This window comes from Faecalimonas nexilis, from assembly GCF_059731825.1.
This window is the reverse complement of record NZ_AP029189.1, coordinates 1,859,134-1,871,073: the sequence shown is the minus strand read 5'-3', so window position 1 is coordinate 1,871,073 and position 11,940 is coordinate 1,859,134. Positions and strand designations below refer to the sequence as shown.

The 11,940-nt window shown below is 42.4% G+C and carries 10 protein-coding genes; all 10 read left to right on the top strand.

The window, feature by feature from the left end:
• Positions 1-107 precede the first annotated feature (107 nt).
• The 10 genes from AC6I5B_RS09445 (at position 108) to AC6I5B_RS09400 (ending at position 11,933) form a co-directional block, all read left to right on the top strand.
• The gene (locus tag AC6I5B_RS09445) at positions 108-758 is read left to right on the top strand and encodes a redox-sensing transcriptional repressor Rex (RefSeq protein WP_022250101.1); all 651 of its coding nucleotides are present in this window, start codon (positions 108-110) and stop codon (positions 756-758) included.
• 104 nt (positions 759-862) lie between these two features.
• Positions 863-2,347, top strand: a complete 1,485-nt coding sequence (locus AC6I5B_RS09440) for an NAD(P)H-hydrate dehydratase (protein WP_497773285.1) — start codon at positions 863-865, stop codon at positions 2,345-2,347.
• Between the two features lie 17 nt (positions 2,348-2,364).
• Entirely contained in the window at positions 2,365-3,531 is a 1,167-nt protein-coding gene (gene alr / locus AC6I5B_RS09435) for an alanine racemase (RefSeq protein ID WP_004612525.1), read from the top strand.
• An 83-nt stretch (positions 3,532-3,614) separates the two neighbouring features.
• Positions 3,615-3,962, top strand: coding sequence for a type II toxin-antitoxin system PemK/MazF family toxin (locus tag AC6I5B_RS09430; protein WP_004612526.1), 348 nt, complete (start codon positions 3,615-3,617; stop codon positions 3,960-3,962).
• Positions 3,963-3,980: 18 nt separating this feature from the next.
• Entirely contained in the window at positions 3,981-4,829 is an 849-nt protein-coding gene (locus tag AC6I5B_RS09425) for a hemolysin family protein (RefSeq protein WP_004612527.1), read from the top strand.
• 39 nt (positions 4,830-4,868) lie between these two features.
• The gene (locus AC6I5B_RS09420) at positions 4,869-5,600 is read left to right on the top strand and encodes a YebC/PmpR family DNA-binding transcriptional regulator (protein WP_004612528.1); all 732 of its coding nucleotides are present in this window, start codon (positions 4,869-4,871) and stop codon (positions 5,598-5,600) included.
• Between the two features lie 28 nt (positions 5,601-5,628).
• Entirely contained in the window at positions 5,629-6,912 is a 1,284-nt protein-coding gene (locus AC6I5B_RS09415; RefSeq protein ID WP_022250103.1) for an O-acetylhomoserine aminocarboxypropyltransferase/cysteine synthase family protein, read from the top strand.
• A 118-nt stretch (positions 6,913-7,030) separates the two neighbouring features.
• Positions 7,031-7,705, top strand: coding sequence for a ClpP family protease (locus tag AC6I5B_RS09410; protein WP_022250104.1), 675 nt, complete (start codon positions 7,031-7,033; stop codon positions 7,703-7,705).
• A gap of 64 nt (positions 7,706-7,769) precedes the next feature.
• Positions 7,770-10,244 (top strand): DNA translocase FtsK, encoded by a 2,475-nt coding sequence (locus tag AC6I5B_RS09405; protein ID WP_004612531.1) that lies wholly within the window; start codon positions 7,770-7,772, stop codon positions 10,242-10,244.
• An 18-nt stretch (positions 10,245-10,262) separates the two neighbouring features.
• Entirely contained in the window at positions 10,263-11,933 is a 1,671-nt protein-coding gene (locus AC6I5B_RS09400) for a formate--tetrahydrofolate ligase (RefSeq protein WP_004612532.1), read from the top strand.
• The last annotated feature ends 7 nt before the right edge of the window (positions 11,934-11,940 follow it).

Genomic DNA, 11,940 nt, shown 5'->3' with positions numbered 1-11,940 from the left:
TTATAACTAAAATGTAAGAAAATACAACTAAAAGTTTGACTTTGATGCGGTGATTCTATATAATGATTCTTAGAATGGACAGGAAAACAGAGGAAGGTGAAGAAAAAATGGAAGAAAGACAAATCTCCCAGGCAGTTATCAGAAGATTACCCCGCTATTATCGTTACTTAGGTGAGTTATTGGAAAATAGTGTGGAGCGTATTTCTTCTAATGAATTAAGTAAAAGGATGAATGTAACAGCTTCCCAGATCAGACAGGATTTGAATAATTTTGGTGGCTTTGGACAACAAGGTTATGGATATAATGTAAAGTATTTATATACAGAGATTGGAAAGATTTTAGGTCTGGATGTCAATCATAATATGATTATACTCGGAGCAGGTAATTTAGGACAGGCACTTGCCAATTATGCTGCTTTTGAGCGAAGCGGATTTGTCTTAAAAGGAATTTTTGATGTGAACCCAAGACTTGAGGGCGTTACAATTCGAGGTATTGAGATCCGGATGATGGATGAGTTAAGCGACTTTATCAAAGAAAATAATATCGAGATTGCAGTGCTCACTATTCCAAAGACAAAAGCAATTGAAGTTGCAGACATGCTTGTGGAAAGCGGTATCAAAGCTATTTGGAACTTTGCGCATACAGATTTAGAACTTCCGGAGGATGTGATTGTTGAGAATGTACATCTTTCAGAAAGTTTGATGAGACTTTCTTATAATGTCAATCGTTATCATGTGGAGCATACGACGGAAGAATAATTTCCTGCTTTTGCGGGAAATAAGATAAAAGAGACGTGTAGTGGAGGCATGCAGCAGGCAGGTTTCCTTTACACGTTTTTTTCAAGAATAGAAGGTGAACAAAAATGATATATTTGCCAACCGGCGAACAGATGCGAAGAGCGGATCTGTATACAATTGAAGAAATCGGAGTTCCGTCTATGGTTTTGATGGAACGTGCGGCACTGGAAGTGGTAAGATGCATGGAAGAAGAACAACTGGATTTTCGCAAGGTGCTTGTAATCTGTGGGAGCGGCAACAATGGTGGAGATGGATATGCAATTGCCCGCCTGTTACACTTAAAGGGGCATGATGTGACTATTTTTTTTGCCGGGAATTCTCAAAAACGAAGCGAGGAAAATGCACAGCAGGCAAAAATTGCAGCACATTATGAAATTCCGGTGATAACCAATCTGGGTACAGAGGAATATAGTGTAATTATAGATGCACTCTTTGGAACCGGATTGAAACGTGAAGTTACAGGCCATTACAGGGAGGTTCTTTGTTCTGTCAATCAGATGGCCGGCAAGAAGGTGGCGGTTGATCTGCCATCGGGAATTCATGATACGACCGGAGCCCGGATGGGGATTGCTTTTTGTGCAGATCTGACAGTTGCAATTGCCTTTCCAAAGAGAGGTCTGTTTTTACAGGAGGGAAATGTGTGTGCAGGAAAGATTCTCACAGGTGACATCGGCATTTCCTCGGAAACATTCTCAGAAGGAACAGTTACATTTGGCTATGAAAAACAAGACCTATTTCTGGGATTTCCAAAAAGGAAGAAAAATTCACATAAGGGAAGCTATGGAAAAGTGTTGATGATTGCAGGCAGCAAAGGGATGTCAGGAGCTGCTTATTTAAGTGCAAAAGCCGCTTATGCAGTGGGGGCAGGACTTGTGCAGATTTATACACACGAAGAAAACCGTGTGATATTACAACAGCTTTTACCGGAAGTGATTATTACAACATATGACACGTTTGATTCTGAGCAATTAGAAAAATTGATTCAATGGGCAGATTTGATTGGAATTGGATGCGGACTTGGGAAAAGTGACACAGCAGAACGAGTGATGCAATATACGTTGAAACGTGCGCTGGTTCCTTGTGTGGTGGATGCAGATGGTATCAATATCCTGTCAAAACATATGGAATGGATTGAAGAAACGAATGCTCTGATTGTTTTGACACCACATATGAAAGAGATGTCCAGAATGCTGCAGTGCAGTGTAAAAGAACTGATAGAACAGCGAATGGAAAAGCTGCATGCGTTTGTGGAACGATATAAGGTTGTCTGCGTGCTAAAAGATGCGAGAACGCTTGTTGCGAAAGAGCATCAAAATACATATTTGAATTTGTCCGGGAATGCGGCGATGGCAAAGGCAGGCTCCGGAGATGTGCTTGCGGGAGTTATTGTGGGGATTTTGGCACAACAGTGTGAACCGTATACATCTGCATGTCTTGGGGTGTTCCTCCATGGTCTTGCAGGTGATATGGCCCGGGACAAAAAGGGAGCATACAGTGTACTGGCAAGTGATTTGGTTGCGGAAATCAGCAGTGTATTAAAGAATATATAAGAGAGGCGACAGAACAGATGAAGACTTATAGCAGAGTATATGCAAAGATTGATTTGGATGCAATTGCATATAATATGGAACAGATGAAACAAAACATCAGACCTGAGACGAAAGTAATGGCGGTCATAAAAGCGGATGGATATGGGCATGGAGCCGTTCAGATTGCGGAGATGATGGAGCGTTGGAACTACATATGGGGCTTTGCGGTAGCGACTTTAGACGAGGCAGTTGTGCTTCGCACAGAAGGGATTCAAAAACCGATTCTGGTGCTTGGATGTGTGTTCCCAGATCAGTACATGGAGATGTTAAAGCATGAGATTCGAATGAATATTTACACAGAAGAGATGGCAGAGTCAATCTCTCGAATGGCGGCAAGAGAGGGGAAAACAGCTTATATGCACATCAAACTGGATACCGGAATGTCGCGGCTGGGATTTGGAATCAATGAACAATCAGCAGAGACGATCAAGCGAATCAGCAAGATGCCAAATGTCAATATGGAAGGGATTTTTACACATTTTACCAAAGCAGATGAGAAAGATAAAAGCTTTACAAAAAAACAGATACAGGAATTTGTATGGATGACGGAACGCCTGAAAGAAAAAAATGTCCGGTTTACATATGAGCACTGCTCCAACAGTGCAGGCATCATTGATGTCCCGGAGGCGAATTTCGATATTGTAAGAGCAGGAATTTCTACATATGGACTCTATCCATCGGAAGAGGTAGACAAGACAAACGTAAAATTAAAACCGGCATTGGCATTAAAGAGTCATGTGGCATTTGTAAAGGAGATAGAGAGAGGGACTCCTGTGAGCTACGGAGGCACGTTCGTGGCCAAAGAGAAAATGAAGATTGCAACAATTCCGGTCGGATATGCAGATGGATATCCAAGAAGCTTATCAAATAAAGGATACGTGTTGATCCGTGGAAAGAAAGCACCTATTCTCGGGCGGGTCTGCATGGATCAGTTTATGGTGGATGTGACACAGATTGAAGGCGTAAGCTTTGGCGATAAAGTCACAATGATTGGAAAAGACGGAAATGAGATTTTGCCGGTGGAAGTGCTGAGCGAACTTTCCGGGCGATTTAATTATGAATTTGTGTGCGACCTTGGAAAACGTATTCCGCGTGTATATGTGCGGGATGGGAAAATAGCAGAGCAGGTGGACTATTTTGCATAAACGAGAATTCAGGTTCTAACTGGAATACATCCGAAAAAGATGGAAATACTAATTTTATCTTAAAAAATCGGAGTGTGAATAGAGTGCAGATTAGACGTGGTGATATATTTTATGCGGACTTAAGTCCGGTAGTCGGTTCAGAACAAGGTGGAATACGACCTGTTTTGATCATACAAAATGACATTGGGAACAGACACAGCCCGACTGTGATCTGTGCTGCGATTACATCAAGAATGAACAAGGCAAAGTTGCCGACACATGTTGAAATTGATGCAGGAAAATATCAGATTGTAAAAAATTCAGTGGTGCTGTTGGAACAGATTCGCACGATTGACAAGCAGAGGCTAAAAGACATGGTTTGTCACGTGGACAAAAAACTGATGACAAAAGTTGATGAAGCGTTGAGAATCAGCTTGGAGCTTCATACATAATAAAAGGAGAAAAAAGAAATGGAAGATGAGGGTAATCTATTATCGCGAATGAGAAAAATATTTTCAGGAGAGATGGAAGAGGGAGAAGATGCGGCGGAGGCTGTGATGGATATGGTCGATGAGGGGTATCGGCAGGGTGTGTTCCTGAGCAGTGAAGCTCAGATGATACGAAATATTTTCGCATATGGGGAAAAGGATGCGAAAAGTATTATGACGCACCGGAAACATATGGTTGCGTTGGATGGCGAAGAGACGCTTGAAAATGCGTTGACGTTTATATTAGAGCAGAATAAATCCAGATTTCCGGTCTATGAAGAAGATATTGATTCTATCATCGGAACGATTCATCTGCGGGATGCAATGAAATGCTACTTTAACGAACAGCTTCGTCATATTCCGATTAAACAGCTGGAGGAATACATAAGACCAGTAAGCTTTATACCGGAGACGAGAAGTATTGATAAACTGCTGAAAAAGATGCAGGAAGGGAAATATCATATGGCGATTGTCATTGATGAGTATGGTCAGACTGCAGGACTTGTGACAATGGAAGATATCATAGAAGAAATTGTCGGAAACATTCAGGATGAATACGACGAGGAAGAAGAACTGATCAGGCAGGAGGCAGATGGAAGCTATCTTGCAGATGGAATGACAGAAGTTGAAGATTTGGAAGAACTGCTTGGAATTCAATTTGAGGAAGAGGACTATGAGACACTTAATGGATTCCTTATCTTTCATTTAGAAAGAATTCCGACAGAGGAGGAAAATTGTGTTGTATCCTATGGAGGTTATGATTTTCAAGTGCTGTCCATGGAAAATAATATTATAAAAACTGTACAAATAAAAAAAAGAGTGCTAGAATAGACAAGTGATTTTTAAAAGAAAACAAGGAGAGGAATAAAAATGTCAGGACATTCAAAATTTGCGAATATTAAACATAAAAAGGAAAAAAATGATGCGGTCAGAGGAAAGATTTTCACGAAGATCGGTAGAGAACTTGCCGTTGCAGTAAAAGAGGGAGGCGGTCCGGATCCGGCCAACAACAGCAGACTGCGTGATGTAATTGCAAAAGCAAAGGCAAACAATATGCCGAATGACAACATCGAGAGAAGTATTAAAAAAGCAGCCGGAGATGCGGATGCTTCCAACTATGAACATGTTACATATGAGGGATATGGACCAAACGGTACTGCAATTATTGTAGATGCACTGACGGACAATAAGAACCGTACTGCTTCCAATGTGAGAAATGCATTTACAAAAGGAAGTGGTAATGTCGGAACACCTGGATGTGTGTCATTCATGTTTGACAAAAAAGGACAGATTATCGTTGCAAAAGAAGAGTGCGAGATGGATGCAGATGATTTGATGATGACAGCACTAGATGCGGGGGCAGAAGATTTTGTAGAGGAAGAGGACAGCTTTGAGATTCTGACAGATCCAGATTCTTTCAGTGAGGTGCGTCTGACTTTGGAGGAAGCAGGCATTCCTATGGCGAGCGCAGAAGTAACTATGATTCCACAGACATGGGTACAGCTAACAGACGAGACAGATCTGAAAAATATTCAGAAAACACTTGATCTGTTAGAAGAAGATGACGATGTACAAGAGGTTTACCATAACTGGGAAGAATAGACAGTAAGTGATATGAGGAGGAATGTTTATGAGCAGTAACTACAAAATTGAAACAAAATGTATCCAGTCAGGATGGCAGCCGAAAAAAGGAGAACCAAGAGTGCTTCCGATTTATCAGAGCACGACATTCAAATATGAGACAAGTGAGCAGATGGGAAGACTGTTTGATCTTGAAGATAATGGATATTTTTATACAAGACTCCAAAATCCGACAAACGACACAGTCGCTTCGAAGATTTGTGATCTGGAGGGCGGTGTGGCAGCTATGCTGACATCTTCCGGTCAGGCAGCAAATTTCTATGCTATTATGAATATTGCAGAAGCAGGAGACCATATTGTGTGCGCTGCAGCAATTTACGGCGGTACATATAACTTATATGCTCACACATTGAGAAAGATGGGAATCGAAGCTACGTTTGTGGATGCAGATGCAAGTGAAGAAGAGTTGCATGCTGCGTTTCAGGAGAATACAAAAGCAGTATTCGGAGAGACGATCGCCAATCCGGCATTGGTGATTCTGGATATTGAGAAATTTGCAAAAGTTGCTCATGAACATGGAGTGCCTCTAATCGTAGACAATACATTTGCGACACCAATCAACTGTCGTCCGTTTGAGTGGGGAGCTGATATTGTGACACATTCTACGACGAAATACATGGACGGACATGCGGCATGTGTCGGCGGCTGTATTGTGGATAGTGGAAATTTTGACTGGGAAGCATATGGTGATAAATTCAAAGGTTTGACGACTCCGGATGAGACTTATCACGGTATCGTATATACTGAAAAATTTGGTAAAGGTGCTTACATCACAAAAGCGACAGTGCAGCTGATGAGAGATTTGGGTTCTGTTCAGTCTCCGCAGAATGCGTTCTTATTGAACCTTGGTCTAGAGACACTGCATTTGCGTGTGCAGAGACATTGTGAAAATGCACAAAAGGTTGCGGAATATCTTGTGAATCACGAAAAAGTTGCGTGGGTGAATTACGCAGGGCTTCCGGATAACAAATATCATGCGCTGGCTCAAAAATATATGCCAAACGGCACTTGTGGTGTTATCTCCTTTGGCTTGAAAGGTGGACGGGATGCGTCTGTAAAAATGATGGATCAATTGAAACTTGCCGCAATCGTAACACACGTTGCAGATGCGCGCACTTCTGTGCTGCACCCGGCAAGTCACACACACCGCCAGATGAATGAGCAGGAATTATTAGAGGCCGGAGTACAGCCGGATTTGATTCGTTTCAGTGTCGGAATCGAGAACGCAGATGATATCATTGCAGATTTAGAACAGGCGTTTGCCACAATTTAGATGAAAAGATATAAGGCGGGAAGCAGGAAATGCTCTCGCCTTATTTTGTGAAGAGATTTTTGTATATTTCTTTCAAACTGCTGCATACTAAAAGAAAACAATGAAAAGGAGCAGGCGTATGGAGGAAGAAAAAAGAGAAGAGATTAACGAAACCGGAAGTATTGAACTGACACACAATAACAGAAAGCACAATATTCAGTTACTGACAATTATCGGAGAGATTGAGGGGCATGAGGCGGTGTCCGGCAACACAAAAGCGACGAAATACGAACATCTGCTGCCAAAACTTGCTGAAGTGGAGGATAATGAAGAAATCGAAGGACTTCTCATTTTATTAAATACACTTGGAGGTGATGTGGAGGCGGGACTTGCGATTGCAGAGATGATTGCATCACTCAGCAAGCCGACTGTGTCTTTGGTTCTTGGCGGAAGTCATTCCATCGGAGGGCCGCTTGCTGTTTCAGCCGATTATTCTTTTATTGTTCCCAGTGGGACGATGATCATTCATCCGGTCCGTTCAAATGGGATGTTTATCGGAGTGATTCAAAGCTATCGGAATATGGAACGAACTCAGGATCGTATTATACGCTTTCTGGCAGGACACTCTCATATGACCCAGGAACGTATTGAAGAGCTGATGCTTGATTCTACACAACTTGTCAAAGATGTCGGCACGCTTTTAGAAGGAGAAGAGGCCGTAAAAGAGGGACTGATTGATGCCGTTGGCGGGATGAGCGATGCTTTGACGAAATTACATGAGATGATAGAAAAAAAGATCAATAAAAATAGATGATGACATGAGATTTTATTGATGATATACTATATTATAGTATGTTTAAGATACAAGGGGGAGTTTCATGGCAGCAAGGAAGAATACTAGCAGAAAAAGAAACAAAAAACAAACGAAAAAGAAGCAGGACAGCCAAAGTTTTTTGAAAGATGAGATTATCATTTTATCAGCTTTGGCTGCCGGTATTTTACTATTGATAAGCAATTTTGGAATTGGGGGCTTTGTAGGCGATGCCGTTTCTTCCGTATTATTTGGACTTTTTGGGACAATCGCATATATCATACCGATTCTGTTGTTTATAGGAATTGCTTTTGTAATTTCAAATAAAGGGAATTCTATCGCGTACATAAAGACTGCAGCAGGAGCGGGATTCACACTGATGGTCTGCACATTGTTTCAGTTGATCATGAATGAATATACAGCAGGCACAAGATTGTTCTCTTATTATAAAATTTCCAGTATGCATAAAGACGGCGGTGGTCTTTTGGGAGGAATTGTCGTTTCTGCGCTCTGTCCTGCAATCGGTGTCATCGGTACATATGTGATTGTAATCATTCTCTGCATCATTTGTCTTGTCATCATTACAGAGAAGTCATTTATACGCGGGGTGAAAAAAGGCAGTGAAAAAGCCTATTCTTCCGCAAAGCAGGATGCAAAGAAACGAAAAGAGCAGGCAGAATTGAGACGCGAAAAAAGAGCACAGGAGAGGGAACAAAAAGCAGCTGAGAAAGAACGCAAGCGAAAAGATAATACGGTCTCAGGGGTATCGTTTGACACAACACTTGTGAAAAAGTCACCGGAGATGAGAGAGATTACACCTCCGGAAGATGTACCGGATTTATTTGCGGAAGAAATACCGTCATATGATGGGAGAGAAGCTGAAGTTTCAAAAAATATTGTTCCGGACGATATTACGATCAATCGGGCACAGCCGATTATGGAAGAAGAGGCTCCGATTCCGGAACCTGTTCCTGAGAAACGAAAGACAAAAGAAAGTAAAAAGCAAGTTGAGACGGCGACAGCAAACGTGGAACAAGAGATTAAAAAGAGCGAGGAAAAACGGGCAAAAGAATATGTATTTCCGCCACTATCTTTGCTGAAACATGGAAAGAAAAGCGGAGGAGATTCCGATGCTCATTTACGTCAGACTGCAATGAAACTTCAGCAGACGCTTCAAAATTTTAATGTCAATGTAACTGTGACTAATGTAAGCTGCGGTCCATCGGTGACCCGCTATGAACTTCAGCCGGAGCAGGGGGTAAAAGTCAGCAAGATTGTCGGTCTTGCAGATGATATCAAATTGAACCTTGCAGCTGCGGATATTCGTATCGAGGCACCAATCCCAGGAAAGGCGGCTGTTGGAATCGAAGTCCCGAACAAAGAGAATACGGCTGTTATGCTCCGAGATCTTTTAGAGACGGACGAATTTCAAAACCATGAATCGAAGATTGCGTTTGCTGCGGGACGTGATATTGCAGGAAAAGTTGTCGTGGCAGATATTATGAAGATGCCGCATGTATTGATTGCGGGGGCGACAGGCTCTGGTAAATCTGTCTGTATCAATACGCTGATAATGAGTATTTTATATAAAGCCGATCCAAAAGATGTGAAGTTAATTATGATTGACCCTAAGGTCGTTGAGTTAAGTGTCTATAATGGAATTCCGCATCTGATGATTCCGGTTGTGACAGATCCCAAAAAAGCGGCAGGTGCCCTGAACTGGGCTGTCGCTGAGATGATGAAACGGTATGATCTGTTTGCACAGTACAATGTGCGTGATTTGAAAGGATACAATGCAAAAGTTGAGACAGTCGAAGCGATTGAGGAAGAAGGAAAACCAGAAAAATTACCTCAGATCGTTATTATCGTGGACGAGCTTGCGGATCTTATGATGGTTGCACCGGGAGAAGTAGAAGAATCTATCTGCCGCCTTGCACAGCTTGCAAGAGCCGCCGGAATTCATCTTGTTCTTGCCACACAGAGACCATCCGTCAATGTCATCACCGGTCTGATCAAGGCAAATATGCCGTCGAGAATCGCATTTTCAGTTTCGTCAGGTGTAGATTCCAGAACGATCATTGACATGAACGGTGCGGAAAAACTGCTTGGAAAGGGTGATATGCTTTTCTATCCGGCAGGATATCAAAAACCGGCGCGTGTACAGGGAGCGTTTGTGTCAGATAAAGAGGTGCAGGCTGTTGTAGACTTTTTGGTAAAGAACAGTGAAAGTGTTCAGTATAATGAAGAGATTACAAACCATGTAAATAGTGCCAGTGTCGCTGCGGGAGGCACGGTTTCCGGAAACAGCGGTGCGGATGACCAGGATGCCTATTTTGTAGATGCCGGAAAATTTATTATTGAAAAAGATAAGGCATCCATTGGAATGCTGCAGCGCGTATTTAAAATTGGCTTTAACCGTGCAGCAAGAATTATGGATCAGTTGGCAGAGGCAGGTGTTGTAGGAGAAGAAGAAGGCACGAAGCCAAGAAAAGTATTGATGTCAATGGAACAATTTGAGCAATATATTGAAGAACATGTATAATTCAAAGGAGGAAGAAAGATGAAAACAGACATTCAGATTGCACAGGAGGCAGTGATGAAACCAATCAAAGAGGTGGCTGCAAGTATTGGGATTCAGGAGGATGATTTGGAATTGTATGGAAAATACAAAGCCAAGCTTTCTGATGAATTGTGGGAGGCAGTAAAAGACCGACCGGATGGGAAACTTGTACTTGTAACTGCAATCAACCCAACTCCTGCAGGGGAGGGGAAGACTACAACCTCTGTGGGACTTGGACAAGCTATGGCAAAGTTGAATAAAAAAGCATTGATTGCGTTGCGTGAGCCTTCGCTGGGACCTTGTTTCGGCATCAAAGGTGGTGCTGCAGGCGGCGGATACGCACAGGTTGTACCGATGGAAGATTTGAATCTTCATTTCACAGGAGATTTTCATGCAATCACTTCGGCAAACAATCTTTTAGCGGCTCTTTTGGACAACCATATCCAACAAGGAAATGTGCTTCAGATTGATCCGAGACAGGTTGTATGGAAACGCTGTCTTGATATGAATGATCGTGTGCTTCGCAATATTGTAGTTGGCCTTGGGAATAAGATGGACGGTATGGTTCGTGAGGATCATTTTGTCATCACGGTTGCATCTGAGATTATGGCAATTCTCTGCCTGGCTGATGACATCAAAGATTTGAAACGTCGCCTTGGAAAGATTGTTGTTGCATATAACTTTGCGGGAGAGCCGGTGACTGCCGATGACTTACAGGCGACAGGTGCGATGACAGCTCTGCTAAAGGACGCCATCAAGCCAAATCTGATTCAGACATTAGAGCATACACCGGCATTAGTACACGGCGGTCCATTTGCAAATATCGCACACGGATGTAACAGTATCCGCGCAACAAAAATGGCATTAAAATTAAGCGATATTGCAATTACAGAAGCAGGGTTTGGCGCTGACCTTGGTGCAGAAAAATTCATGGATATTAAGTGCAGAATGGGGAACCTGAAACCGGATGCGGTAGTGATTGTCGCAACTGTGCGGGCCTTGAAATACAACGGTGGAGTTGCTAAGAAAGACCTGAATGAAGAGAATCTGGAAGCATTGAAAAAAGGTATTGTGAACCTGGAAAAACATATTGAAAATGTTCAAAAATTTGGTGTTCCGGTTGTTGTGACACTAAATTCATTTGTGACAGATACCGATGCAGAAAATGAGTTTATCAGACAATTTTGCGAAGAAAGAAACTGCGAATTTGCACTTTCAGAAGTATGGGAAAAAGGTGGCGAAGGCGGTATCGCATTAGCAGAAAAAGTTTTGAATACATTGGAGACAAAAGAGAGCCATTTCCATACATTGTACGAAAACAGTCTTTCTCTGAAAGAGAAGATCGAGACGATTTCAAAAGAAATCTATGGCGCAGACGGTGTGGAATATACTCCGGCAGCGGAAAAACAACTTGCTAAGATTACGGAGCTTGGATATGGAGAGCTTCCAATCTGTATGGCAAAAAATCAGTATTCCCTCTCTGACGATGCGACACTTCTGGGAAGACCGGAACACTTTAAGATCCATATCCGTGAAGTGTATGTCAATGCGGGAGCAGGCTTTGTAGTCGCACTTACAGGTGCAGTGATGACGATGCCTGGGCTTCCGAAGGTGCCGGCGGCAAATGGCATTGATGTGAATGAGGAAGGAACTATTACAGGATTATTTTAGGGAGAGA

Excerpts from the sequence above, each read along its gene's own strand:
- AC6I5B_RS09405 (WP_004612531.1), top strand. The coding sequence starts at position 7,770 with ATGGCAGCAAGGAAGAATACTAGCAGAAAAAGAAACAAAAAACAAACG.
- AC6I5B_RS09440 (WP_497773285.1), top strand. The coding sequence starts at position 863 with ATGATATATTTGCCAACCGGCGAACAGATGCGAAGAGCGGATCTGTAT.
- AC6I5B_RS09420 (WP_004612528.1), top strand. The coding sequence starts at position 4,869 with ATGTCAGGACATTCAAAATTTGCGAATATTAAACATAAAAAGGAAAAA.
- alr (WP_004612525.1), top strand. The coding sequence starts at position 2,365 with ATGAAGACTTATAGCAGAGTATATGCAAAGATTGATTTGGATGCAATT.
- AC6I5B_RS09400 (WP_004612532.1), top strand. The coding sequence starts at position 10,263 with ATGAAAACAGACATTCAGATTGCACAGGAGGCAGTGATGAAACCAATC.
- AC6I5B_RS09415 (WP_022250103.1), top strand. The coding sequence starts at position 5,629 with ATGAGCAGTAACTACAAAATTGAAACAAAATGTATCCAGTCAGGATGG.
- AC6I5B_RS09445 (WP_022250101.1), top strand. The coding sequence starts at position 108 with ATGGAAGAAAGACAAATCTCCCAGGCAGTTATCAGAAGATTACCCCGC.
- AC6I5B_RS09425 (WP_004612527.1), top strand. The coding sequence starts at position 3,981 with ATGGAAGATGAGGGTAATCTATTATCGCGAATGAGAAAAATATTTTCA.
- AC6I5B_RS09410 (WP_022250104.1), top strand. The coding sequence starts at position 7,031 with ATGGAGGAAGAAAAAAGAGAAGAGATTAACGAAACCGGAAGTATTGAA.